Source organism: Stenotrophomonas sp. 10N36 (assembly GCF_056395005.1).
Genome location: NZ_JBFTIS010000006.1, coordinates 159,152 through 182,581, shown reverse-complemented (window position 1 = coordinate 182,581; position 23,430 = coordinate 159,152). Strand labels below are relative to the sequence as shown.

General features: G+C 69.0%; 18 protein-coding genes and 1 riboswitch. Of the genes, 11 read left to right on the top strand and 7 right to left on the bottom strand.

Features of this window, described 5'->3' with window-relative positions; translation table 11 throughout:
• Window positions 1-21 precede the first annotated feature (21 nt).
• The gene (locus AC1DCJ_RS08650) at window positions 22-447 is read left to right on the top strand and encodes a YkgJ family cysteine cluster protein (RefSeq protein WP_038691207.1); all 426 of its coding nucleotides are present in this window, start codon (window positions 22-24) and stop codon (window positions 445-447) included.
• A gap of 397 nt (window positions 448-844) precedes the next feature.
• Here the strand turns inward: AC1DCJ_RS08650 and AC1DCJ_RS08645 are convergent, their stop codons facing one another.
• The 4 genes from AC1DCJ_RS08645 to AC1DCJ_RS08630 all read right to left on the bottom strand — a co-directional run bounded on the left by AC1DCJ_RS08645 (window position 845) and on the right by AC1DCJ_RS08630 (window position 6,211).
• The gene (locus AC1DCJ_RS08645; protein WP_478070700.1) at window positions 845-1,735 is read right to left on the bottom strand and encodes an alpha/beta fold hydrolase; all 891 of its coding nucleotides are present in this window, start codon (window positions 1,733-1,735) and stop codon (window positions 845-847) included.
• A 61-nt stretch (window positions 1,736-1,796) separates the two neighbouring features.
• Window positions 1,797-2,813, bottom strand: coding sequence for a 3-oxoacyl-ACP synthase III (locus AC1DCJ_RS08640; RefSeq protein WP_038691210.1), 1,017 nt, complete (start codon window positions 2,811-2,813; stop codon window positions 1,797-1,799).
• 114 nt (window positions 2,814-2,927) lie between these two features.
• A complete protein-coding gene (locus AC1DCJ_RS08635; protein WP_137191338.1) occupies window positions 2,928-3,245 on the bottom strand; it encodes a DUF4156 domain-containing protein in 318 nt (105 codons plus the stop codon).
• A gap of 101 nt (window positions 3,246-3,346) precedes the next feature.
• The gene (locus AC1DCJ_RS08630) at window positions 3,347-6,211 is read right to left on the bottom strand and encodes a M16 family metallopeptidase (RefSeq protein ID WP_478070699.1); all 2,865 of its coding nucleotides are present in this window, start codon (window positions 6,209-6,211) and stop codon (window positions 3,347-3,349) included.
• Window positions 6,212-6,615: 404 nt separating this feature from the next.
• Here AC1DCJ_RS08630 and AC1DCJ_RS08625 point away from each other — a divergent pair, with 404 nt between their 5' ends.
• Together AC1DCJ_RS08625 and trmL are read left to right on the top strand one after the other, a co-directional pair.
• Window positions 6,616-7,083, top strand: a complete 468-nt coding sequence (locus AC1DCJ_RS08625; protein WP_137191340.1) for an XAC0231 family protein — start codon at window positions 6,616-6,618, stop codon at window positions 7,081-7,083.
• Between the two features lie 43 nt (window positions 7,084-7,126).
• The gene (gene trmL / locus AC1DCJ_RS08620) at window positions 7,127-7,603 is read left to right on the top strand and encodes a tRNA (uridine(34)/cytosine(34)/5-carboxymethylaminomethyluridine(34)-2'-O)-methyltransferase TrmL (RefSeq protein WP_141058224.1); all 477 of its coding nucleotides are present in this window, start codon (window positions 7,127-7,129) and stop codon (window positions 7,601-7,603) included.
• A 380-nt stretch (window positions 7,604-7,983) separates the two neighbouring features.
• On the opposite strand, the gene AC1DCJ_RS08615 is transcribed toward trmL, so the two are convergent.
• Window positions 7,984-9,147 carry an acyl-CoA dehydrogenase family protein gene (locus AC1DCJ_RS08615; RefSeq protein WP_313423220.1) on the bottom strand — a complete coding sequence of 388 codons (1,164 nt, stop codon included), beginning with the start codon at window positions 9,145-9,147 and terminating at the stop codon, window positions 7,984-7,986.
• Between the two features lie 117 nt (window positions 9,148-9,264).
• On the opposite strand from AC1DCJ_RS08615, the gene AC1DCJ_RS08610 reads away from it, so the two are divergent.
• From AC1DCJ_RS08610 to AC1DCJ_RS08600, 3 genes are all read left to right on the top strand, one after another.
• On the top strand, window positions 9,265-9,765 hold the full coding sequence (locus AC1DCJ_RS08610) for a GNAT family N-acetyltransferase (RefSeq protein WP_141058225.1): 501 nt from the start codon (window positions 9,265-9,267) through the stop codon (window positions 9,763-9,765).
• Between the two features lie 221 nt (window positions 9,766-9,986).
• Window positions 9,987-11,663, top strand: coding sequence for an electron transfer flavoprotein-ubiquinone oxidoreductase (locus tag AC1DCJ_RS08605; protein WP_478070698.1), 1,677 nt, complete (start codon window positions 9,987-9,989; stop codon window positions 11,661-11,663).
• Window positions 11,664-11,752: 89 nt separating this feature from the next.
• On the top strand, window positions 11,753-12,139 hold the full coding sequence (locus tag AC1DCJ_RS08600) for a c-type cytochrome (RefSeq protein ID WP_478070697.1): 387 nt from the start codon (window positions 11,753-11,755) through the stop codon (window positions 12,137-12,139).
• 16 nt (window positions 12,140-12,155) lie between these two features.
• Here AC1DCJ_RS08600 and AC1DCJ_RS08595 read toward each other — a convergent pair whose 3' ends face one another.
• Window positions 12,156-15,746, bottom strand: a complete 3,591-nt coding sequence (locus AC1DCJ_RS08595; RefSeq protein WP_478070696.1) for an ATP-binding protein — start codon at window positions 15,744-15,746, stop codon at window positions 12,156-12,158.
• 78 nt (window positions 15,747-15,824) lie between these two features.
• On the opposite strand from AC1DCJ_RS08595, the gene AC1DCJ_RS08590 reads away from it, so the two are divergent.
• The 5 genes from AC1DCJ_RS08590 (at window position 15,825) to pnuC (ending at window position 21,238) form a co-directional block, all read left to right on the top strand.
• Window positions 15,825-16,463 carry a response regulator gene (locus AC1DCJ_RS08590; protein ID WP_137191347.1) on the top strand — a complete coding sequence of 213 codons (639 nt, stop codon included), beginning with the start codon at window positions 15,825-15,827 and terminating at the stop codon, window positions 16,461-16,463.
• A 164-nt stretch (window positions 16,464-16,627) separates the two neighbouring features.
• The gene (locus tag AC1DCJ_RS08585) at window positions 16,628-17,032 is read left to right on the top strand and encodes a glycine zipper 2TM domain-containing protein (protein WP_478070695.1); all 405 of its coding nucleotides are present in this window, start codon (window positions 16,628-16,630) and stop codon (window positions 17,030-17,032) included.
• 115 nt (window positions 17,033-17,147) lie between these two features.
• The gene (locus AC1DCJ_RS08580; RefSeq protein WP_478070694.1) at window positions 17,148-18,284 is read left to right on the top strand and encodes a phosphotransferase enzyme family protein; all 1,137 of its coding nucleotides are present in this window, start codon (window positions 17,148-17,150) and stop codon (window positions 18,282-18,284) included.
• Between the two features lie 39 nt (window positions 18,285-18,323).
• Window positions 18,324-18,420, top strand: a riboswitch (TPP riboswitch).
• Between the two features lie 65 nt (window positions 18,421-18,485).
• Window positions 18,486-20,657, top strand: a complete 2,172-nt coding sequence (locus AC1DCJ_RS08575) for a TonB-dependent siderophore receptor (RefSeq protein ID WP_478070693.1) — start codon at window positions 18,486-18,488, stop codon at window positions 20,655-20,657.
• Window positions 20,654-21,238: a nicotinamide riboside transporter PnuC gene (gene pnuC / locus AC1DCJ_RS08570; RefSeq protein ID WP_181406194.1), complete on the top strand. Its 585-nt coding sequence runs from the start codon at window positions 20,654-20,656 to the stop codon at window positions 21,236-21,238. The genes AC1DCJ_RS08575 and pnuC overlap by 4 nt, the downstream gene beginning before the upstream one ends.
• Before the next feature lie 66 nt (window positions 21,239-21,304).
• Here pnuC and AC1DCJ_RS08565 read toward each other — a convergent pair whose 3' ends face one another.
• Window positions 21,305-23,422, bottom strand: a complete 2,118-nt coding sequence (locus tag AC1DCJ_RS08565) for a phosphocholine-specific phospholipase C (protein WP_448136826.1) — start codon at window positions 23,420-23,422, stop codon at window positions 21,305-21,307.
• Between the last annotated feature and the right edge of the window lie 8 nt (window positions 23,423-23,430).

The following is a 23,430-nucleotide window of genomic DNA, read 5'->3' as shown; positions in this document are numbered from 1 at the left end:
GCCGCCCAAGGCCGGTACCCCATGTCCCATCCCTGCCTCACCTGCGGCGCCTGCTGCACCCAGTACCGTGTGGCGTTCCACTGGATGGAATCGGACGAGGTCACCCCCGGTGGCGTGCCGCATGAACTGACCCAGGTGCTGGACCCGCACCGGCTGTGCATGCGCGGCACCCTGTCCAAGCCGGTGTACTGCGTGGCGCTGGATGCGGAGATCGGCGTGTATTCCCGCTGCACCATCCACCCCAACCGGCCCAGCGTGTGCCGCGAGGTGGACGCCTCGTGGGAGTACGGCAAGGCCAGCCCGCAGTGCGACAAGGCGCGGGTAGCGCACGGCATGCCGGCCCTGACCCTGGCCGATTGGCGCTGGCGGGACGCGGCGGACAACGACGATGATCATCCCGACGACAACGGCAGTTCGCCGGCCCCGCAGGCGCCGATCGCGGCGTGAGGGTGTGCGTCCGGGGGTGATGGCCCGGAGCGAAGAGCAGCCGACCAACGGTCGGCTCTACCGGTTAGGGGTTCCGATTCGATCAAACGTCGGTGCACGGTGACGGGTTTCGATCCGACCGAACGTCGGTGCCCGGTGACGGGTTTCGATCCGAACCAACGGCGGTGCACGGTGACGGGTTTCGATCCGAACCAACGCCGGTGCCCGGTGACGGGTTTCCGATCCGACCGAACGTCGGTGCCCGGTGACGGGTTTCGATCCGACCCCAACGTCGGTACCCGGCGATGGGTTCCGGTCCGACCGAACGTCGGTGCCCGGTGACGGGGTCCGACCCGACCGAACGTCGGCATCAACCGCTTGCTGGGTAGGTGACGACCGTTGGTCGTCACACCACCGGTCAGATCGGGTTGGCGTCCAGGAACGCCCGGATCTTCGGTACCAGCACCTCGTGCTTGTCTTCCAGCACGTAATGCCCGGCATCCTCGAAGGCATGCACCTGGGCCTGCGGCAGCGCGGCCTGGAAGCCGGCCAGGAAGTGGTGGTCGAACACGAAGTCACGCAGGCCCCAGCCGATGAAGGCCGGGCGGTCGGCGAACGACGGCAGCGCCTCACCGGCGCGCGCCAGCAGCGACCACGCCTTGTCGGCCGGCGTCAGCGGGATGTCCTGCATGAAGCGGATGGTGCTGATGCGGTTGGCGTAGCTGTTGTACGGCGACACGTAGGCACGGCGCACGTCGGCCGGCATCTTCCGCTCCACGCCCAGCCACGAGGCGCCGGAGGAGAACGCGTTGAACGTGCGGATGATCCACTCGCCCACCGCCCAGTGCCGGCCCAGCGCGATCTGCCACGGCATCTTCTTGGCCGCCGGCATCGGGAACGCCGCGGTGTTGAGCACCACCAGCCGTTTCACCTGCGCATGGTGCGACAGCGCCCAGCCGAAGCCGATCATGCCGCCCCAGTCGTGCACGGCCAGGGTGACCGGGCCGGTGATGCCCAGGTGCGCCAGCAGCGCGTCCAGGTCGTCCACGCGCGACTGCAGCGTGTAGTCGTAATGCGCGTCATCGGGCTTGTCCGACAGGCCCATGCCGATGTGGTCGGGCACGATGCAGCGGTACTTGTCCGACAGCCCGGCCACCAGCGTGCGCCAGTAATAGCTCCACGACGGGTTGCCGTGGACCATCACCACCACCTCGCCGTCGCGCGGGCCTTCGTCGAGGTAATTCATCGACAGGCCGGGGCGGACCTCGAAACGCTGCGGGTGGGCGGGGTAACCGGGAAGCTTGGGCATGCAATCGCACCTGTAAAAAGGGCCGGTAGTACCGGCCCTTGGAATCAACGCAGCGGTCTGCTTACCAGACCACTTCGGCCATCGAGCAGTTCAGGCCCGAACCGATGCCCAGCAGCGCGATGCGGTCGCCCTTCTTCAGGCGGCCCAGCTCCTTGAGCTTGCTCAGCACGATCGGCACCGAGGCCGGGCCGATGTTGCCGTGCTCGCCGAAGATGGTCATGACCTTCTTCGGGTCGATGCCGAAGTTCTTGATGAACGCGGCGGTGTGCGGCTGGCTGACCTGGTGGATGACGAACTGGTCCAGCTCGTCCACCGCCCAGCCCAGTGCTTCACGCGCGGCGACGAAGGTCTTCTGCGCCAGCTTGATGCCTTCGATCAGCAGCATGCGGGTGTCGGTGACCATGCGGTCCAGGTTGCCGCGGCACAGCTGGTTCCACTCGGTGGCCGAGCGGGTCACGCCACCGCGGTAACGCGGGGCATCGGGCACCAGCTCGGTACGCGCCATCACCATGGCAGCGGCACCGCAGCCCAGGGTCAGGGCAGCCATCTCGTTGCGGAAGTCGTCGGCGGTCACGCCCGGCAGGGCCATGCGCTCGAGGGTCTTCTCGTAGACCAGGTTGGCGGTTTCGCCGTCGACGATCAGGGCGTAGTCGATCTCACCGCGCTCAAGCATGCGCGCAGCGATGTCCATGCCGTTGATGAAGGCCAGGCAGGCATTGGCGACGTCGAAGGTCATGCATTCGTCGCCCACGCCCAGGTTGCCCGAGACGATGCTGGCCGTGGACGGCTCCAGGTAGTCGCGGCTGACCGAGGTGTTGACCAGCAGGCCGATCTTGTCGGCGCCGATGCCGGCGTCTTCCAGCGCCTTGCGGGCCGCCAGGGTGGCCGCGTCGGAGGCGAGCATATCCGCGTCCCACAGGCGGCGGGCGTGGATGCCGGCGATGTCGCCGAGCACGTCGGTACGGATGCCCAGACGATCCAGCGTCGGCTGCAGACGTTCGTTGATTTCCTTGGACGTCAGCGTGTGCGGCGCGTCGATGTGCGCCAGGCCGGCGATAGAGACATTCTTGAAGAGCATCAGTTAGCGCCAAGGCTCAGGCAAAGGGGGCGCTATTGTAAGCCGGCGCTGCCTTCACCGCACCTTTACGAATTCACGCCCGGGCGTATGGTGCGGCCGGGCGGCCTGAAGGGTTCAGCGCGGCGGGCACTGGAAGGCCAGAAAGCGCTGGCTGCCATCGGCCGGCTGGCCGGCGGCCTGGACCGCATTGGCCCCGGCGCTGGGGGCTTCATTGCGTGCCAGGGTTTCCAGTTCTTCCTGCACGCGCAAGGGGTTGCGGTTGTAGAAGCCCACCTTGCTCTTGACCGTCACCACCACCTCGCCCTTGGTCTGGCAGCCGCTGGGCACCTGCCCGGCCGGCAGCACGCGCACGGTCTTGCCCACCGGTTCGATCGGCACCCAGGTGCAGGCGGTGGCGCTGAGGGTGAGCAGGGAAAGCAGAAGAACGCGCATGTGGGAGACCTGGCTGGGCGACGAGAAAGGAGTGTGCGGGAAACGGCTGAATCGGGGGTGATGGGGTGCCGGGCGGTGGCCCGGCACCCTGCTTCGGCAGGTCAGCGAGGTTGCCGGCCAGCGGCCGGCACTACCTTGCCGTCGGCGTCGATCACGTGGACCTCGCCGATGTTCAGCGCGCGGACTTCCTTCTCGGTCTGCTTCAGGTCGCCGACCACCACCCAGGTGAGGGTGTTGGGGTCCAGCGTGGCCGCGGCCTGCTGCACCTGCGCCGGGGTCATCGCCTCGATCTCGGCCTTGCGCTTGAACACGTAGTCGTCCGGGCGCTGGTAACGCACGATGCCGCTGATGGTCCCGAGCACCGCGCTGGCGGTCTCATAGGCACCGGGCAGGCTGAGCGTCTGGATGTTGCGGATGCGCGCCACTTCCGCCGCCGTGGCCGGCTTGGCACCGCTGGCGAAGTCGCGGATGTCCTTCTGCAGTTCCTGCATCGACTCGGCGGTCTTGTCGATCTGCACCGGGGCACGCGCGCCCCACGGACGCTGGCCCAGCGTGGCCGGGGCGCTGCTGCCGGCGCCGTAGGACCAATGCTTCTCCTCGCGCAGGTTCATGTTCAGGCGCGAGGTGAAGTCGCCGCCCAGCACGCCGTTGGCGATATCGAAGCGGGTGCTGCCCGGGTCCATCGCCGAGGGCACCAGCTGGCTGGCGAACAGGTTGGCCTGCACCGCGCCGGGCTGGTCGATCAGGTACACGCGGGCATGGGTGGGACGGGCCACGTCGGCCGGTGCCTTGACCTCCGGCGCGGTGCCGGTGCTCTTCCAGTCGCCGAACTGGCGCTCCAGCAGCGGCACGATGTCCTTCAGGGTGGTGTCACCCACCACGATCAGGGTGCCCTGTTCGGGGCGCAGCGCGTCACGGTGGAAGCTGACCAGGTCGTCGCGGGTCAGCGACTGGATGTCCGCCTCGTTGCCGCTGCCGGTGAACGGAATGGCATACGGATGCCCGGCGCCGTAGAGCAGGGTGGGCATGACCCGCATTGCGGCCGCGCTGGGGTTGACCTTCTCCTGCTGGATGCCGGCGATCCAGGTCGCCTTGACCCGGTCGATCTCGCCCTGCTCGAAGCGCGGCTGGCGCAGCATGTCCGCGTACAGGGCCAGCGACGGCGCCAGGTTTTCCTTCAAGGCCGACAGGTAGACGCTGGCACTGTCCAGCGACGCCGAGGCGCCCAGGGTGGCACCCAGAGCGTCGGCGGCGTTGGCGAAGGGCAGCGCGCCGAGCTTGCCGGCGCCTTCGCCCATCAGGTCCATGGTGAAGTTGGCGGTGCCCTGCTTGCGGCCCTGGTCGGCGGTGAAGCCACCGGGGAACTCATAGCTGAACTGCACCACCGGGATGTCATGGCGCTCGGCCAGGATCACCTGGGTGCCGTTCTTCAACGTGGCGCGGTGCAGCTGCGGGAACTTCAGTTCCGGGAAGGTCTTGGTCTGCGGTACGCCGGTGCTGCGGTCGACCTGCTTGGGCAGGGTGGTGTACTTGGTATCCACGGCCGGCACGGTGAACGGCTTGGGCGACTGCGACGGCAGTTCGGCCAGCGCCACGCGCGCGCCCGGTTCCACCACGATGGTGTGGTCGCCCACGCCCAGCCACTTGGCACCGACCGCCCGCACGTCGGCGGCGCTGGCCGCATCGATGTTGGCCAGCGATCGGCGGAAGCAGCCCGGGTCGCCTTCGAACACGGTGCACTCGGCCAGCGCGTCGGCCTTGCCGCCGAACCCGCCGATGCGCTCGATGCCGCGGATGAAGCCGGCGCGGAAGGCGGTCTTGCCGCGGCTCAGTTCGTCGGCGGTGGGACCGTCCTTGGCCAGGCGCTTGATCTCTTCATCGATGATCGCCTCCACCTTGGCCGGGTCCACGCCCTGCTTGACCGTGGCCATCACCACGAAGTTGGAGCCCAGCTGCGAGCTGTAGGCGCCGGCGCTGATGTTGTCCACCAGCTTGTCCTGGTGCAGCAGGCGCTGGTCCAGGCGCGAGGACTTGGCCCCGCCCAGCACCTGGGCGAACAGCTGCAGCTGGTCGATGTCGGTGGTGCCGACCTGGGCCACGTTCCAGGCGCGGTAGATGCGCGCCTGCGGCACCTTGTCGGTCATCACCTCGCGGGTGCTCTGCTCGCGCTGGGCCACGTCCACCTTGGGCTGGGCCATGGTCGGGCCGGCCGGGATGTCACCGAAGTAGCGGGCGACCTTTTCCTTGGCGGTCGCCACGTCGATGTCGCCGGCCAGCACCAGCACCGCGTTGTTGGGGCCGTACCAGGTGCGGAACCAGGTTTTGACGTCATCCAGCGAGGCGGCGTTGAGATCGTTCATCGAACCGATCACACCGTGGTGGTACGGGTGGCCCTCCGGGTACATGGCACGGGTCAGCTTGTCCCACACCTGCCCATAGGGCTGGTTCTCGCCCTGGCGCTTCTCGTTCTGGACCACGCCGCGCTGTTCGTCGAGCGCGGCCTGGTCGATCGCGCCGACCAGGTGGCCCATGCGGTCGGACTCCATCCACAGCGCCATGTCCAGCGCGGTGGTGGGCACGTTCTCGAAGTAGTTGGTGCGGTCGGTATTGGTGGTGCCGTTCTGGCCGGTCACGCCGACCTGCTTGAAGGGCTCGAAATATTCGCCGTCGTGGTTTTCGCTGCCCTGGAACATCAGGTGTTCAAACAGGTGCGCAAAGCCGGTGCGACCGGCCGGTTCGTCCTTGCTGCCCACGTGGTACCAGACGTTGACCGCCACGATCGGCGCCTTGCGGTCGGTGTGCACCACCACGCGCAGGCCATTGGGAAGGGTGAACTGCTCGAACGGAATGTCGACCTTGGCCGGCGCGGCGGGCTTGGCCAGCGCAGGGGCCGGCACGACGCTGCCCAGAGCGGCGGAGAGCGCTACAGCCAGCAGCGCGGCACGCGGGCGAAATTGGACGGTCATTCCGGTTCCTTGGTCATGAAAGTGAAGGCCGATCCTAGCGCGTGACGGGCGCCTGCGGCATCGGCCAACAGTCACTGCGGGTGCCGTGGGTGTTTTCGGGGTTGACGGCCCGGGCAGCGGTCAGTTCGGTGCTGCCTGAACGCCTGGGCGCGGACACCGGCGCACCGCCATCGGACAGGTGTCCGGACAGCGGACACCGCGTCACTGGCGAAAAACCCTTACGAATCAACAAGAAAAAGTTGGCACGGCACCTGCTTGGTACTGGCTGTGGCAAAGGCAGAAGCAGATCCAACATGACTGCCCGCTGAACCGAATCGAGAAAGTTGAAATTGTTCTTGCGTGCCCCGAATCGGTGTACTACCTTACTACCACACCACTGCCCACCAACACTAAATAGGCCCACCATGAACACCAAGACCCTCGCCATTGCCATCGCCCTCGCCGCCGGCGCCGCGTTTGCTTCGAACGTGCAGGCCGCCACCATCACCACCCTGGACACCGTGCAGGTGCGTCCGTCGGCCGACCAGATCGCCCAGGCCGAGATCGAGCGCACCAGCGCCATTCCGACCCTGTCGCTGGTGGAAGTCCGCCCGGGCGCCGGCCTGATCGCCGACTACCGCGCCGAGCTGGCCGGCAGCCGCCGCGTGACCACGCTGGCCGCCGTCGAAGTCCGTCCGACCGCCGAGCAGTACCAGGCGCTGGCGGCCGAGCAGGTGACCCACCGCGATTACGTGGCCACGCTGGCCGCCGCTGCCACCGCCGTGGCCCGCGACGTGATCGTCAATCTGCCGGCCCTGCAGGTGCGCCCGTCGTCTGCCGATCTGCAGGCCCTGGCGCTGGAAACCGCTGCCCAGGTGCTGGTCCGCCCGTAATCGGTTGCTGCGGTAACACGCAGCAGCCGCGTAAACTGCGGCCATGACCGCGCCCACGTTCCACGTCATCCTGTTCCAACCCGAAATTCCGCCGAACACCGGCAATGTGATCCGCCTCTGCGCCAACACCGGCGCGCGGCTGCACCTGATCGAGCCGCTCGGTTTCGACCTGAGCGACAAGCAGCTCAAGCGCGCCGGCCTGGACTATCACGAATACGCTCGACTGCAGGTCCATCCCGACCTGGATACCGCCCTGCAGGCCATTGCACCCACGCGCCTGTTTGCCCTGAGTACCCGCGGCAGCGTGCGTTACGACACCCCGCAGTTCGCCGATGGCGATGCCTTCCTGTTCGGCCCGGAAACCCGCGGCCTGCCCCAGGACCTGCTCGACGCGCTCCCCGATGGCCGGCGCCTGCGCCTGCCGATGCAGCCGGACAACCGCAGCCTCAACCTGTCCAACACGGTCGCCGTGGTGATGTACGAGGCTTGGCGACAGAACGGGTTTGCCGGCGGGGAATAAGAGCTGTCAGAAGCTGCAAAGCCGGAGCGCAAAGCCGCACGCCGGTTGCTTCTCGGCTGCGCTGGGGAGGGTGGGTTGGCGGGACACGCCGTAAACCCATCCTTGGGGGCTCGTGGGCGCCATCCATGGCGCCCAACGGTCCCGCCAACCCACCCTCCCCAGCGCCTGACACGTTCCCGGTGCTTATGGAACAAAGGGATTGCCGGCGGCCGCACCTGCTGCGGTACCGACCAACGGTCGGCACCTACAGCGGCAGGTGGTGATCCGCATCGACCGGGTTGAACATCAGCATCGCCCACTGGTAGCACCTGACCGTTGGTCAGGTGACCCCTTCAACGGTAGTGCCGGCCGCTGGCCGGCTCCCGACACCGCCGACACCCTTAAAACGCGTTGATGCCCGTCAGCTCCCGCCCGATCACCAGCTGGTGCACGGTTTCGGTGCCCTCGTAGGTGATGACCGATTCCAGGTTCAGCGCGTGGCGGATCGCCATGTGCTCGGTGGTGATGCCCGCGCCGCCGAGCAGGTCGCGGCATTCGCGGGCGATGTCGATGGCCATGCGGCAGTTGTTCCACTTGGCCAGGCTGACCTGCTGCGGCTGCAGCTGGCCGGCGTCCTTCAACCGCCCCAGCTGCAAGGCCAGCAGCTGCGCGGTGGTGATGCGCCGGGCCATGTCGGCCAGCTTGATCTGTGCGCTCTGCGTGGCGGCCACCGGCCGGCCGAACAGCACGCGCTGCTTGGTGTAGTTCAGCGCCTCGTCCAGGCAGGCCACCGCCGCGCCGATCGGGCCCCAGCTGATGCCGTAGCGGGCCTGATTCAAACAGCCCAGCGGGCCTTTCAGGCCCTGCACGTTGGGCAGGCGGTTGCGCTCGGGCACGCGCACGTTGTCGAAGAACAGCGCACCGGTGAGCGAGGCGCGCAGGCTCATCTTGTGCTTGATCTCCTGCGTGGTGAAGCCGGCCATGCCCTTTTCCAGCACGAAGCCCTGGATGCCGTCTTCGGTGTGTGCCCAGACGATGGCGATGTCGGCCACCGGGCCGCTGGTGATCCACATCTTGCTGCCGTTGACCAGCCAGTCGCCGCCATCGCGCACCGCGCGCGTCTTCATCGCCGCCGGGTCGGAGCCGCCGTGCGCTTCGGTCAGGCCGAAGCAGCCGATCACCTTGCCGGCGGCCATGTCGGGCAGCCAGCGCGTGCGCTGTTCTTCGCTGCCGTAGGCGTAGATCGGGTACATGCACAGCGAGCTCTGCACCGACACGAAGCTGCGCAGGCCCGAATCGCCGCGTTCCAGTTCCTGGCAGATCAGCCCGTAGCTGACCGCGTTGAGCCCGCCGCCGCCGTACTGCTCGGGCAGGCTGCAGCCGAGCAGGCCCAGCGCGGCGATCTCCGGGATCAACTCGTCCGGGAAGCGCCCCTGGTCGAAGGCGTCACCGATGATCGGCAGCACGCGCTCGTCGGTGAAGCGCGCCACCGTGGCCTGCACGGCGCGCTCCTCGTCGCTGAGCAGGGAGCGGACATCAAACAGGTCATACGGATTCAGTGACATGGCTACCCGGGCGTGATGGCGATCAAACAGGCGGCCATTGTGGTCGCTGCGCCGCGCCGGGCCAAGGCACGCCGCAGCACGGCCTACACTGTGGCTTCCCTCGTACAGGAGCCGGACATGCGGATCCGCGACGAACACCCCGCCGACCGGGATGCCATCCATGCCCTCACCCGCGCGGCCTTCGCCGACGCCCCGCATAGCAGCGGCACCGAACAGTTCATTGTCGATGCGCTGCGCGACGCCGGCGCGCTGGCGGTGTCGCTGGTGGCCGAAGACGACGATGGCATCGTGGGCCACCTGGCGCTGTCGCCAGTGCAGCTCAGCGACGGCAGCCTGCACTGGTACGGGCTGGGGCCGATCTCGGTGGCGCCGGAGAAGCAGGGCCGCGGCATCGGCAGCGCGTTGATGCACGCCGCGATCGAGGCCCTGCAGCAGCGCCAGGCCGCCGGCTGCGTGGTGCTGGGCGATCCGGGCTACTACGGGCGGTTCGGGTTCGAGGCCGATCCGCGCCTGCGCCTGCCGGGCATCCCGCCCGCGTTCTTCCAGGCACGCCGGTTGCGCGGGGACAGCCCCGATGCCGATGTGCGCTACCACGCCGGCTTCGAAGCCAGCGCATGACACCCGGCGGCAGCACGCGCATCCGGACATTGATGCAGCGCAACAAAAACACCCGCGAACGGTGTCGCGACGTGGTGCCAACGTCGGCGATCTAGGCGTAAACGCCGCGTCCCGGTACCCTGCTCACCTGATCCAGCCGTTGCGCCGTGTGTCCCGCGCGCGATTCCCAGGCAACCGCCGCCGGCTTCGGCCGACGGCACTACCCAAGAGTTACGCACCCCATGAGCGAACAGACCCCCGCCCTGCCCCCGCGTGAAGCCATGGAATTCGACGTGGTGATCGTCGGTGCCGGCCCCGCCGGCCTGGCCACCGCCATCCGCCTGCGCCAGCGCGCCATCGAGGCCGGCCGCGAGTTGTCGGTATGCATCCTGGAAAAGGGCTCCGAGCCCGGCGCGCACATCCTGTCCGGCGCCATCATGGACCCGCGCGCGCTCACCGAACTGTTCCCGGACTGGGCCGAGCGCGGCGCACCGCTGAAGCAGAAGGTCACTCGTGACGAGTTCCTGTTCCTGAGTGAAACCGGCGCGCGCGGCACCCCGCACGCGCTGCTGCCCGAGTGCTTCCACAACGACGGCAACTATATCGTCAGCCTGGGCGAGGTCACCCGCTGGCTGGCCCAGCAGGCCGAAGCGCTGGAAGTGTCGATCTTCCCCGGCTTCCCCGCCGCCGAAGTGCTGTACACCGCCGACGGCGCGGTGATGGGCGTGGCGACCGGCGACATGGGCATCGAGAAGAACGGCCAGCCCGGCCCGAACTTCGAGCGCGGCATGGAACTGCATGCCAAGTACACGATCTTCGCCGAAGGCTCGCGCGGCCACCTCGGCCGCCAGCTGATCGCCCGCTACCAGCTCGATGCCGGCAAGGACCCGCAGGCCTACGGCATCGGCATCAAGGAACTGTGGCAGATCGACCCGGCCAAGCATGAGCCGGGCCTGGTGGTGCACGCCGCCGGCTGGCCGCTGGACAACGACACCTACGGCGGCGCGTTCCTGTACCACGCCGACGGCGGCAAGGTATCGATCGGCTACGTGGTCGGCCTGGATTACAAGAACCCGTGGCTGAGCCCGTTCGAGGAGTTCCAGCGCTTCAAGACCCATCCGTCGATCCGCAAGCACCTCGAAGGTGGCAAGCGCATCGGTTACGGCGCCCGCGCGATCACCGCCGGTGGCCTGATGTCGCTGCCCAAGACCGTGTTCCCCGGTGGCGCGCTGGTGGGCTGCGAAGCCGGCTACCTCAACGTCAGCCGGATCAAGGGCAGCCACGCGGCGATCAAGACCGGCATGCTGGCCGCCGATGCCGCCTTCGATGCGCTGGCCGCCGACCGCCAGCACGACGAACTGAGCGCGTACCCGGCCGCGTTCGAGGGCAGCTGGCTGCATGACGAGCTCAAGCAGTCCAAGAACTTCAAGCAGTGGTTCAAGAAGGGCCAGACCATGGCCACGCTGATGACCGGCATCGAACAGTGGCTGCTGCCCAAGCTGGGCATCCGCAACCCGCCGTGGACGCTGCGCCACAGCACGCCGGACCATGCCTGCCTGGAACCGGCCGACAAGCACACCAAAATCGTCTATCCCAAGCCCGATGGCGTGCTCACCTTCGACCGGCTCAGCTCGGTGTTCCTGAGCAGCACCAACCACGCCGAAGACCAGCCCAGCCACCTCACGCTGAAGGACGCCAGCGTGCCGGTGCAGGTCAACCTGGCCGAATACGCCGGCCCGGAAGCGCGTTACTGCCCCGCCGGCGTCTACGAGTTCGTGGGTGCGCAGGGCAGCGAACAGCTGCAGATCAACGCGCAGAACTGCGTGCACTGCAAAACCTGCGACATCAAGGATCCCACCCAGAACATCGTGTGGGTGACCCCGCAGGGCGGTGGCGGCCCGAACTACACCGGCATGTGATGCACCCGGCCTGCGGCCTTTGGTCGCAGGCCGCGGCGGCGCGGGCGCTGGCTATCATCTGCGCTCGCCCTTGCCCGACGAGTCCGACGATGCCGTTGCTGCGCCTGTGCTGTGTGCTTGTTGCCTGCCTGGGGCTGGCCGCCTGCGCGCGTGCGCCGCAGACGCCCGAACAACAGCACCAGCAGCAGTTGCAGCGCGCGTTCGCGATCTGCGCCGGCTGCCACACCGTCACCCCCGGCGGCGTACACCGGTTCGGCCCCAACCTGCACGGGGTGATCGGGCGGCGTGCCGGCAGCCTGGGCGACTACCCCTATTCCAACGCCATGCGCCAGGCCAACATCACCTGGAACGAGGCGACCCTGGATGCGTTCCTGCGCGCCCCGTCCCGCGTGGTGCCCGGTTCGCGCATGCTCAACGCCACCGCCGATCCGGAGCGGCGCAAACAGGTGATCGAATACCTGCAGCAGGCGCGCTGAGCGACGCGGCGGCCAATCACGCCGATTGCAGCAGCGCCAGATACGTCCGCAGGTCCTGCTCGAAGGCATCCAGCTGTGCGGTGCATGCGTCCGCGCCATCCTCCTGGACATGCTGCATCAGCGCGCGGGCCTGTTCGGCCAGGGTGGTGGCGCCCAGCGTGCCCAGCCCGCCGACGATCCGGTGCAGCACGTCGCCCACCGTCGCGCTGTCCCCTTGAGCGCGGGCCAGCTGGCCGCGCTGCAGGTCGTCCTCGGTGGTGCTGAGCATGCTCTGGATCATCACGTCGGCCACGTGCGCCGAGCCGAAACGCTGGGTGATCGCCTCGCGGCTGGGGGCCGCCGGCACCGGGGCGGGAAGTGCCGACGCCGTCGTCGCGTCGACCGGTGCGTCACCGTCGGCCGGCAGCCAGCGCAGCAGCATCTGGCGCAGCGTGGCCAGCGCCACCGGCTTGGCCAGCAGGTCGTCCATGCCGGCCTCGCGGCAGCGCTGCAGGTCCTCGGCCAGTGCACTGGCGGTCAGCGCCACCACTGGCATGCGCGGGGTGCCACGTTCGCGCTCGCGTTCGCGCAGCCGCCGGGTCATGGCATAGCCATCCAGCACCGGCATCCGGCAGTCGGTGATCACCAGGTCGAAGGCGGCATCCTCCAGCAGGTCCAGCGCGGCCTGCCCGTGCACGGCCACCTCGTGGGTCAGGCCCAGCTGCTGCAGCCGCCATCGCATCAACGCCTGGTTGGTGGGGTGGTCTTCGACCACCAGAATGCGTCGCCGGCGCAGCGTCTCCGGCAGGGTATCCGCCGCAGGGTCGTTGCCGGTCACTGCGTCGCTCGGTTCGGCGGCCGGCACCACCGGTAGCGGCAGCTGCACCACCACCTCGGTGCCTTCGCCAGGCACGCTGGACAGGTCCAGCTGGCCGCCCATCAACGCCACCAGCCGCTGGCAGATGCTCAGGCCCAGCCCGGTGCCGCCGTACTGGCGGGAGATGGCCGCGTCGGCCTGGGCGAAGGGTTTGAACAGGCGCTCGCGCTGTTCGTCAGAGATGCCGATTCCGCTGTCGGTCACGGCCAGGCGCAGCCATTGCGCGCCGTCTTCCTCGCGCACCACGGCAAGGGCCATGGACACGCGCCCCTGTTCGGTGAACTTGATGGCGTTGCTGAGCAGGTTGAACACGATCTGGCGCAACCGCATGCCGTCACCCAGGTGCATGGGGGCCACCGCCGGGTCCACCTGCAACTGCAGTGCAAGGCCCTTGACCGATGCCTGTGGCGACAGCAGCTGGCGCACGTTGTCGAGCAGGCCGCGCAGGCCCACGGGCTGCAGCTCAAGGCGCAGCCCGCCGGCTTCGATGCGCGAGTAGTCCAGGATGTCATCGAGGATGTGCCGCAGCATCTGCGCGGAGTCCTCGATCACCGCGATGATGCGCCGCTGCTCACCATCCAGGGGCGTGTGCGAGAGCACTTCCACCATGCCCAGCACGCCGCTCATGGGCGTGCGGATCTCGTGGCTCATCGTGGCCAGGAAGTCGGCCTTGGCGGCGGCAGCGCGCTCGGCCGCCGCCTTGGCCACGGCCAGCGCATCGGCCTGCGCGCGGGCCTCGGTGACGTCGACCCAATAGCCACTCCACAGCATGGCGCCGTCGTCGATGGCATACGGCAAGGCGCGCGACCGCACCCAGCGCACGTCACCGTGGGGGCTGGTGCGGAACTCCATGTCCAGTGGCGCGAAATCGCGCGACGCCTGCTCCAGGGCATGCCGCACGCGCTGCCGATCCTGCGGATCGATCTGCGCCATCACGCGGGATTCGTCGCTCATCGCGTCGGCCACGGTCAGCCCGAACAGGGCTTCCATGTCACCGGCGATGTACGGGAAGGAGAACCGGCCCCTGCTGTCACGTCGGGCCTGGTAGACCGTCGCGGGCAGGTTGTCGGTGACCTCGGCCAGGCGCTGCTCCAGGCTGCGCCGCATGGCCACTTCACGACGTAGCCGCCAATGCCCCCAGCCGTGCACCAGGATGGCGGTGAGCAGCACCAGGGCCAGCGGCACGGCCCAGCGCGCGATCGACCGCCAATCCAGTTCATTGCGGTACTCGGCGGCAAGCCAGTCACTGCGGATCGCTTCGTGTTCGCGCGGCGTCATGCCCACCAGCACGCGATCGAAGGTGGTGGCCAGTGGCGCATATTCACGCCGCACCGCCAGCGACAGCGCGTCGTTGAACCCGGCCGGGGCAGTGACATGCAACTGCGCCGGATAGCGCTCGCGCACGAGCCGGTCGACCATGGCCAGGTTGCCGACATACGCGTCGGCGTCGCCATCGGCCAGCCGTGCCAGCGCCTGCTCGGCACTGCGCGCCGGCACGATCCGCGCGTTCGGTGCACGCTGCAGCACATAGCCGCGCAGGCGGTCCGGATCGGACAGCAGGATGCTGCGCCCATCCAGGTCATCCAGGCCCAGTACCGCCGGGCTGTCGCTGCCCACCACGATCACGTTGGGCACGGTGATGAAGGGTTGGCTGAACACCCAATCGCGGCCCAGATAGGCCGAATCATTGGGAACGCCCATGATCACGTCGACCTCGCCCTTGCGCGCCTGCTCGCGCACCTCGAACCAGTCGTAGGCGGGAACGTTCACCAGGTGGGCGCCGACCAGACGCAACTGGCGCAGATAGTCGCCGGCCACGCCACTGGGCTGGCCGCCGCGATCGATGAAGGCCAACGGCACGGCGTTGGGCGCGAACCCCATGCGCAGCGAGCGCGACAACACGCGCTTCTCCGCGTTGCCCAGGATCAACCGCGACTGGCTGGACCAGCTCAGGGGCGACAGCCAGCGCCGCGCAAGCGCATCGCGGTCGGCTTGTGACAGCTGGGCCAGCACGCTGTCCATGGCTTCGGCCAACGGCTGCTTGGCGTGGGGCACGCCGAAATGCAGGCGCTCGGGCGGCAGGTCGCTGGGCCGCAACAGGGTGGCCGGATCCAGGCCGTGGGCGCGGATCAATGCGCTGGCGACATAGGCGTTGCCGATGTACACGTCGGCCTCGCCATGGGCGACCATGCGCAGCGCGCTCAAGGTGTCATCCGAATCGACCTGGCGCGCCGACGGAAACCGGGCGCGCACCTGGGTGCTGGTCACAAAGTCGCGCTCGGTCACCACACGCAGACCCTGCAGGTCCGGATCGGTCGAGGTCCGGGTATCGTCCAGTCGGCCGACCACCGCCAGGGGCGCGTCGACATAGCCGCGGGTGTAGACCATGCACAGCGTGCGGTCTGCGGTGAGGGTGATGTTCATCACCACATCCACTTCGCCACGGCAGGCGGCGTCCAGCACTTCGCTCCAGTCGTTGTACCGGCGTACCTCCACCTGCACGCCCAGCCGTTGTGCGACCAGCGTCATGTAGTCGTAGCCCAACCCCTCCAACCGACCGTCCCGAATCGATTCAAAGGGCGGCCAGCCGCTGTCGTAGAGGCCAAGGATGATGGTAGGGTGCCGACCAAGCCATTCACTCTGGCGAGGCGAAAGCGTCGGGCCGGTGGCGGGTGCATCGGCCCCTGCGGCCAGCATCGGCACGCAGGCCAGGACGATCAGCAGCAGCCAGCGGACAACCGGAGTACGCATGCAGTCCCATCTCCGTAGAATGATCTCTCGCCCACGGCCCGGTCCGTGCGGCATCCGCCCCGGCAACCATACCAGCCCATGACACTTCGCATCATCATCGCCGACGACCACCCGGTGGTCCGGATCGGCACCAAGGCGGTGATCGAATCCAGCGGCGTGGGCGTGGTGGTGGCCGAGGCCAGCAGCGCCGACGAATTGATGGCCGCGCTGACCACCCAGCCCTGCGATGTGCTGGTGACAGACTACTCGATGCCCGGCAGCCAGCAGGCCGACGGGTTCACCATGATCGGCATCATCCGGCGCCGCTTTCCCGACCTGCCGGTGCTGATGTTGAGCGTGTCCAACAACCTGGCCATCCTGCGCATGGTGGCCGCCACCGGCGTGCTTGGACTGGTCGACAAGACCTCCTCGATGGAAGAGCTGCCGCTGGCGATCCAGACCGTGCAGCGCGGCCTGCCGTATGTGAGCCGCACGCTGAAGGAACGCATTGACGCAATCGGCACCAATACCGTCGATGACGTCGGCACCAAGCCGCTGTCGCCGCGTGAGATCGAGGTGCTGCGCCTGCTCGGCAGCGGCCAGACCGTGAAGGAGATCGCCCTGCAGCTGCACAAGAGCGTCAGCACGATCAGCCGCCAGAAGGGCGATGCGATGCTCAAGCTGGGCCTCAAGGGCGATGCCGAACTGTTTGATTACCTGCGCGACGGCGAGCTCTGATCCCCGCGCCATTCCTTGCTGGACCCTGAGCGGACGCGGTCACTTTCAGCCTCGCTTCATCCGCATTGCCGCTAGATGAATACGCAGACCCACCCGGGCCGCGCGGCAATGTTCCGACAATGTTGGAACCCCAGCGTGGCCTGTACCCGACTGGAGAACCGAACATGCTCAACATTTCCGCACTCAGCCTTCGTGGCCTGGCCGTGGCCCTGGCCCTGACGGTCGGCCTGGCCGCCGTCGGTGACGCCAGCGCGATGTCCCGCAAGGACAAGCGCACCGTGGTAGGCGCGGTGGTGGGCGGCGTGGCCGGCCACCTGCTCTCCAATGGCGATACCGCTGCCACCGTCGGCGGCGCGGTGGCCGGCGGCGCCATCGGCAACCTGACCACCCGTGACAAGCGCAACCACCGGTACGACCGTGGCTACGACAACCGCCGCTATGACGATCGTCGCCATGACCGCCGCTACGGCTACGACCGTGGCTATGACCGTCGCAACGACCGTGGCCGCTGGGAACGCGAACAGCGCGATCGCCGCAACTGGGACCGCCAGCACGGCCGCGGCTGGTAAATACCACCCCACCGCCGTGTGCAGCGCCTTCAACGGGCGGGTCGATGACCCGCCCGTTGTGCGTTCGGCTACCCTGTCTGCCCCCCACCCCGACGCACGTTGTGCCTGCTCGCCGATGACCCACACCGCCCACCTCGTGCAAGGCCTGGACAACGATGCCGTGGCCGCCGACTGGCCTGCCATCGATGCGCGCGACGTGGCCTGGCTGCGTGGGCGCTACCCGCAGCTGGGCACGGATGTCGGCGTGGCCTGGCACAGCCCGCGCCCCCTGTCGGCGGCCGCCCTCCTGGAAAGCAGCCGCGGGCGGGTGTTCGTCAAACGCCACCACCACAGCGTGCGCGACGCCGCTTCGCTGGGCGAAGAACACCGCTTCATCGCCCACCTGGCGACCGCCGGCGTGCCCGTGGTGCAGGTACTGCGCGATGCCGACGGTGGGACCGCCCCCGAACATGACGGTTGGACCTACGAGCTGCACAGCGTGGGCGAAGGCCAGGATCTGTATCGCGATGCGCCGTCCTGGACACCGCTGGCCGACCCGGCCGCCGCACGCGAGGCCGGGCGCATGCTGGCCACCCTGCACCAGGCCTCGGCCGGTTACCACGCGCCCCAGCGCAGCACCCACCTGCTGGTGGCACGCGACGACCTGATCCGCGCCGCCGACCCGCTGGCGATGCTGCAGGCCGACCTGGACCAGCGCCCGGGCCTGGCCGCCTACCTGGCCCGGCAACGCTGGCAGGACGACCTGCAGCGCGCGGTGCTGCCCTGGCACGCCGGCCTGGCCGGGCGCCTGCACGCCGAGCCACGGCTGTGGGCCCACAACGACTGGCACGTGTCCAACCTGCTCTGGCGTGCCGACAGCAAGGCCCCGCAGGTGCACACCGTGTTCGACTTCGGCCTGGCCTCGCCCACCAGCGCGCTGTTCGACCTGGCCACCGCGATCGAACGCAATGCCATTGCCTGGCTGGCGCTGGAGCAGCAGACCGATGCGGCGCGCATCGCCATTGCACTGGCCCTGGTCGAGGGCTACCGGCAGGTGCTGCCGGTGTCGGATGCGCGGGTGCAGCTGCTGGCCGACCTGCTGCCCATCGTGCACCTGGACTTTGCACTGTCCGAAGTGGAGTACTTCAACGGCATCACCGCCTCGCCGGGCAATGCGGACGTGGCCTATCACACCTTCCTGCTGGGCCATGCCCTGTGGTTCAAGGGCCGCCACGGCCAGGCCCTGCTCCAGGCGCTGCACGCCGCCGCCTGAGCCGTGGCGGGCATCGCGGGGCGGTTTGTGGTGAAATGGTCGCCGAAGCGGGGGTGCCTGGACAAAACCAGGCTGAGAGAGTCCCTTGGAACCTGATCCGGTTGATACCGGCGTAGGGAGCTTTGTGCAGTGGGCGCAACGACCGGATGGGTCGGTGCGTGCGCGCCGTCGCTTCGTCTCTTCTGGCTGATGACGAATCGAATGAACCGCTGCTATCGCCCTGCCCTGCTGACCGCCGCCCTGTGCGCCGCCCTGCCGCTGTATGCCAGCGACGCCGCCCCGGACGCGCCCGACCGTTCCCCGACCGAGCTTGCCGCCGTGCGCGTGCAGGCCCGCCAGCCGGTGGCCGACACCGTGCAGACCACCAGTTTCGGCAGTGGCGACTGGAAGGACACGCCGGCTTCGTTGACCGTGCTCGATCGCGACCTGCTCGACAGCCGCCAGGTGCGCAGCCTGTCCGAACTCGCCCGCAGCGACGCCTCGCTCGGCGACAGCTACGCCCCGGTGGGCTACTACCAGAACATCGCCATCCGCGGCTTCCCGCTGGACACCGGCACCGGTTACCGCTTCAACGGCCTGAGCACCACCGGCGAACAGCGGCTGGCGCTGGAGAACGTGCAGCAGGTGGAGATCCTGAAGGGCGAAGCCGGCCTTGCCGCTGGCGTGATGGCACCCGGCGGCATCATCAACTACGTCGGCAAGCGCCCGACCGAGGTCCGCAACGTCACCCTGGGCACCGATTCGGAAGGCTCGCGCTATGCCGCGGTGGATGTCGGCCACTGGCTGACCCCGCGCCTGGGCGTGCGCTTGAACGCGGCGTGGGACGGCAGCGAGTCGTATATCGAGCACGCCGAGGGCCGCCGCAATTTCTACTCGCTGGCCACCGACTGGCTGATCACCGACCGCAGCAAGCTCGAGGTCGATGCCAACTACCAGACCAGCTCGCAGCGCTCGGCCTCCGGCTACCAGCTGCTGGGCGCGCGCGACCTGCCGCGCGGGGTGGACCGCGAGCACATGCTGGGTTACCAGCCGTGGCAGCGGCCGGTGGGCATCGACAGCACCAACATCACCGCACTGCACACCTACCAGTTCAACGCGCAGTGGCAGTCGCGCGTGTCGGCCGGCTACAGCCGCTCGGTGATCGATGACAACGTGGCCTTCGCCTACGGCTGCTACTACGCCGCGCAGTGTGCCGATGGCAGCGTGCCGGGCAACTACTTCGCGCCCAACGGCGACTACGACATCTACGACTACCGCAGCCCCGACGACACCCGCCGCAACCTGGAGGCACGCGCCGAACTGCGCGGCAGCTTCGACACCGGCCGCATCGGCCACGAACTCACTGTCGGCGCGGACCGCTTCGAGCGCACCATCGACAAGCGCCGCAACGTCAACGAGTACGTCGRCACGGCCAACATCCACGACGCGCAGGTGCCGGTGTTCGCGCCGTCGCCGCTGCAGCCCGGCCCCTCGGTGCGCCGCCTGGACAGCGCGCAGACGGCCGTGTTCGCGATGGACCGCATGCAGTTCGGCGATGCCTGGCAGTGGCTGGCCGGTGGCCGGTTCGTGCGCCTGGATGAGCGCGCGTTCGACAAGCGCGGCAACCCCGAGCGTCACAGCACGCTGTCGCGCTTCCTGCCGCAGACCGCGCTGGTCTGGAAGGCGACCGAACAGGTGAATGTCTACGCCAGCTACGTGCGCGGCATTTCGCTGGGCCAGGAAGCCCCGTTCTGGACCTCCAACGACGGTGCGTTCCTGGCGCCGGTGCTGTCGCGGCAGACCGAAGTGGGCGTCAAGTTCGCCGCCGCCGACGCGCTGACCCTGGGCGCGGCGCTGTTCCGCACCTCGCAGCCGTTCCAGTACGCCAAGCCGGACAGCAGCGACGCCGGCTACACCTTCGTGGCCGAAGGCCAGCAGACCCACACCGGGCTGGAACTGACCGCCAATGGCCGTGTTGCCGACGGCCTGGTGCTCAACGCCAGCGTCAGCGCGCTGCAGGCACGCGCGCGCAGCAGTGGCACCGCGCTGTATGAAGGCCACCAGCTGGTCAACGTGCCCAAGCTGCGCGCCAGCGTGCATGCCGACTACGCGCTGCCGTTCGCCAGCGGGCTGTCGCTCACCGGCGGCTGGCGCTACGCCTCGGCCAACGCCGCCACGGTGGATGGCAGCGTGCGCGCACCGGCCTACCACGTGGTCGACCTGGGCCTGCGCTTCAAGCACGCGCTGGCCGACCATCCGGTGACCTGGAACCTGTCGGTGGACAACGTGTTCGACCGCTTCTACTGGCGCGATACCGGCAGCACCGCCGGCGACTACTACCTGTTTGCCGGTGCGCCGCGCCAGGCCCGGTTGTCGGTGACGTTCGGGCTATGAACGCGGCGATCCTGGAATGGTCGGCGGTAGCCACCAGCATCCTCGGGGTGTGGTTGATGGCGCGCCGGCGCATGCTGGCCTGGCCGGTGGGGCTGGTGGCGGTGGCGCTGTATGCGGTGGTGTTCATCGAGGCCAAGCTGTATTCGGACACGCTGCTGCAGGTCGTGTTCGGCGGCTTCCTGCTGTACGGCTGGCTGAGCTGGCGCCGGCACGCGCAGCAGGACGGTGCGATCGTGATCGCGCCGCTGCCGCGCCGACAGCTGCTGCGCGATCTTGGTCTGGGCGTGGTGTTCGGCATCGCGCTGGGCGCTGCCATGCACACCTGGACCGATGCCGCGCTGCCCTGGCTGGATGCCATGCTCGCCGCGCTGAGCCTGGTGGCGCAGTGGTGGCAGGCACGTCGCCACATCGCCACGTGGTGGCTTTGGATCATCGTCGACGTGGTCTATGTGGGCATGTACCTGGTCAAGTCGCTGGACGTCACCGCCGGGCTGTACCTGGTGTTCGTCGGGCTGGCGGTGATGGGCCTGCGCGCCTGGACGGCAGCAGACGAGGCACCGGGCGCCATGCAGCGCCGCTGACGCGCCTTGCTGGCGGGCGCGCCCGGTCGGAGCGCGGTCCCGCCTGACAGCAAGTCGGCGTAGCCCTCAGTCCAGCAGCAGGCGCATCGGCTCGGTGCCCATGGCCGGGTCGGTGCTGCCCGGGCGGCCGTCTTCCACGCGCCCGGCCAGGCGCTGGGAGGCCCCGGGCTGCTCGACATTAAGGTCGTACCAGCCGCCACTGGCGGCGGCATCCCAGTGCAGTGCGGTACGCGCACCGGGCGCCAGCTGCAGCTGCCTGTCCGGGGCGGCATCGACATAGGCCCCCGGGCGCACGCTGACCGCCAGCGCCGCCGTACCGGGGTTGTGCAGCCACAGCTGCAGGCGGTCGCCGTCGCGGTCGATGCGTGCCTGCAGCGGCGCGGCCGTGCCGGGCTGGCCGCGGTAGTGGCGGTGGAACCCGTTCGGGCCGAGCAGCCACAGGTCGTAGCCGCGCTGCGCATCCATCACCCAGCGCGCGTGCTGTGGCATGCCCGGGGCCAGCGTGTAACGGCGCGGGATCGCGCCCAACTGCATGCGGTCGTAGACGTGCAGTACCGCTGCGGCGCCATCGCAGGCCAGATCGAGGCGGACGTGGTCGTCGTCCATCGCGATATCCACCTGCGGGCGATACGGCAGCGCGCGCGCCGGGCGCACCCCGGGTTCCTGCCGTGCCGGCTGCAGGCCCTCGGGCAGCACCGGCACGGTACGCCCCGGCAGGGCCGCCGCGCGTGCGGCCACCGCCGCCGTGGCCGGCAGCGAGGCCACGAAGGGCCGCGTGTCGCGCTGCGAGAAATCGAAAGCACCGGTGAGGTCGCCACACACCGCGCGACGCCACGGCGACAGTTCCGGCGCGGCCACGCCGAAGCGGCGTTCGATCAGGCGGATCACCGAGGTGTGGTCGTACACCTGCGAGTCGACCCAGCCGCCACGGCTCCACGGCGAGATCGCATACAGCGGCACCCGCGGGCCCAGCCCGTACGGGCGGCCGCGCAGGTCCAGCGGATCGGCTTTCTCGTTGCCGGGCGACGGATGCTGGTGGTATTCGCCCTCGGTGGAGACCGACGATGCACCGGCCCAGCCACCGGCCACCGCCGCATCGCGCGACGGCGGTGCCGGGGGCGGCATGTGGTCGAAGAAGCCGTCGTTCTCGTCGAACATCAGCAGCAGCGCGGTCCGGCTCCACACCGCCGGGTCGGCGGTGAGCGCGTCGAGCACGCGCGCGGTGTAGGCCGCGCCCTGGGCCGGGCTGGAGGGGCCGGGGTGCTCGCTGCCGGCGGCATCGGCAATGATGAAGCTGACCTGCGGCAGCTGCCCCTTCAATACGTCCTCGCGCAGCTGGGCCAGCCCGCGCGTGCTCACCCCGCGCGCGCGCAGCGCCGCATCATGCCCCGGCGCGCCGCGCCAGGCCTGGCGGAACGGCGCGAAGCCGGCCAGCGGGTTGTCGGTGAAGTTGTCGGCCATGTCCTGGTAGATCTGCCAGCGCACGCCGGCCTGCTGCAGGCGTTCGACGTAGGTGGTCCAGGTGTACGACGCCGGGTGGCCGCCCAGCTCGGGGAAGTTGTCGTGCGAGTTGGCCACGGCCGGGCCGCCCGCACGGGCGTGCGGGTCGTTGTGGCCGGTCCACAGGAACAGGCGGTTGGGATTGGTGCCGGCCTGCATCGCGCAGTGGTAGGCATCGCACACGGTGAATGCCTCGGCCAGCGCGAACTGGAACGGCATGTCGTCGCGGCGGAAGTAGCCCATCGCGTGGTCCTGCTTGGCAGCCGGCCAGTGCGCCATGCGCCCGTGGTCCCAGGCGCGCTGTGCGTCGGGCCAGGTGTGCGGGGTGCCTTCCACGCGCATCAGGCCGAACTGCGCGGCGGTATCCAGCGCGAACGGCGTGATGCCGCGCGTGCCGGCGGCATTGGGCTGCAACCACAGCGTGCGCGGCGGCTGCCCGGGCGCCAGCGGTGGGGCCGACGCAACGAAGCGATCGCCGAACCCGCGCACACCGGGCAACGTGCCGAAGTAGTGGTCGAACGACCGGTTCTCCTGCATGAACACCACGATGTGCTGCACGTCCTCCAGGCTGCCGCTGCGTGCATGCGGGGCGATCGCCGCCGCCCGCGCGATGCTGGGCAGCAGCGCGGCCACACCGGCCCCCAGGCCGCCCTGCAGCAGGCGGCGGCGTACCGGGTCGGTCAGTGGCGGCC

Excerpts from the sequence above, each read along its gene's own strand:
- AC1DCJ_RS08615 (WP_313423220.1), bottom strand. The coding sequence starts at position 9,147 with ATGTCACTGAATCCGTATGACCTGTTTGATGTCCGCTCCCTGCTCAGC.
- AC1DCJ_RS08640 (WP_038691210.1), bottom strand. The coding sequence starts at position 2,813 with ATGCTCTTCAAGAATGTCTCTATCGCCGGCCTGGCGCACATCGACGCG.
- AC1DCJ_RS08645 (WP_478070700.1), bottom strand. The coding sequence starts at position 1,735 with ATGCCCAAGCTTCCCGGTTACCCCGCCCACCCGCAGCGTTTCGAGGTC.
- AC1DCJ_RS08600 (WP_478070697.1), top strand. The coding sequence starts at position 11,753 with ATGCCGTTGCTGCGCCTGTGCTGTGTGCTTGTTGCCTGCCTGGGGCTG.
- AC1DCJ_RS08625 (WP_137191340.1), top strand. The coding sequence starts at position 6,616 with ATGAACACCAAGACCCTCGCCATTGCCATCGCCCTCGCCGCCGGCGCC.
- AC1DCJ_RS08595 (WP_478070696.1), bottom strand. The coding sequence starts at position 15,746 with ATGCGTACTCCGGTTGTCCGCTGGCTGCTGCTGATCGTCCTGGCCTGC.
- AC1DCJ_RS08610 (WP_141058225.1), top strand. The coding sequence starts at position 9,265 with ATGCGGATCCGCGACGAACACCCCGCCGACCGGGATGCCATCCATGCC.
- AC1DCJ_RS08580 (WP_478070694.1), top strand. The coding sequence starts at position 17,148 with ATGACCCACACCGCCCACCTCGTGCAAGGCCTGGACAACGATGCCGTG.
- AC1DCJ_RS08585 (WP_478070695.1), top strand. The coding sequence starts at position 16,628 with ATGCTCAACATTTCCGCACTCAGCCTTCGTGGCCTGGCCGTGGCCCTG.
- pnuC (WP_181406194.1), top strand. The coding sequence starts at position 20,654 with ATGAACGCGGCGATCCTGGAATGGTCGGCGGTAGCCACCAGCATCCTC.
- AC1DCJ_RS08650 (WP_038691207.1), top strand. The coding sequence starts at position 22 with ATGTCCCATCCCTGCCTCACCTGCGGCGCCTGCTGCACCCAGTACCGT.
- AC1DCJ_RS08605 (WP_478070698.1), top strand. The coding sequence starts at position 9,987 with ATGAGCGAACAGACCCCCGCCCTGCCCCCGCGTGAAGCCATGGAATTC.
- AC1DCJ_RS08635 (WP_137191338.1), bottom strand. The coding sequence starts at position 3,245 with ATGCGCGTTCTTCTGCTTTCCCTGCTCACCCTCAGCGCCACCGCCTGC.
- trmL (WP_141058224.1), top strand. The coding sequence starts at position 7,127 with ATGACCGCGCCCACGTTCCACGTCATCCTGTTCCAACCCGAAATTCCG.
- AC1DCJ_RS08590 (WP_137191347.1), top strand. The coding sequence starts at position 15,825 with ATGACACTTCGCATCATCATCGCCGACGACCACCCGGTGGTCCGGATC.
- AC1DCJ_RS08630 (WP_478070699.1), bottom strand. The coding sequence starts at position 6,211 with ATGACCGTCCAATTTCGCCCGCGTGCCGCGCTGCTGGCTGTAGCGCTC.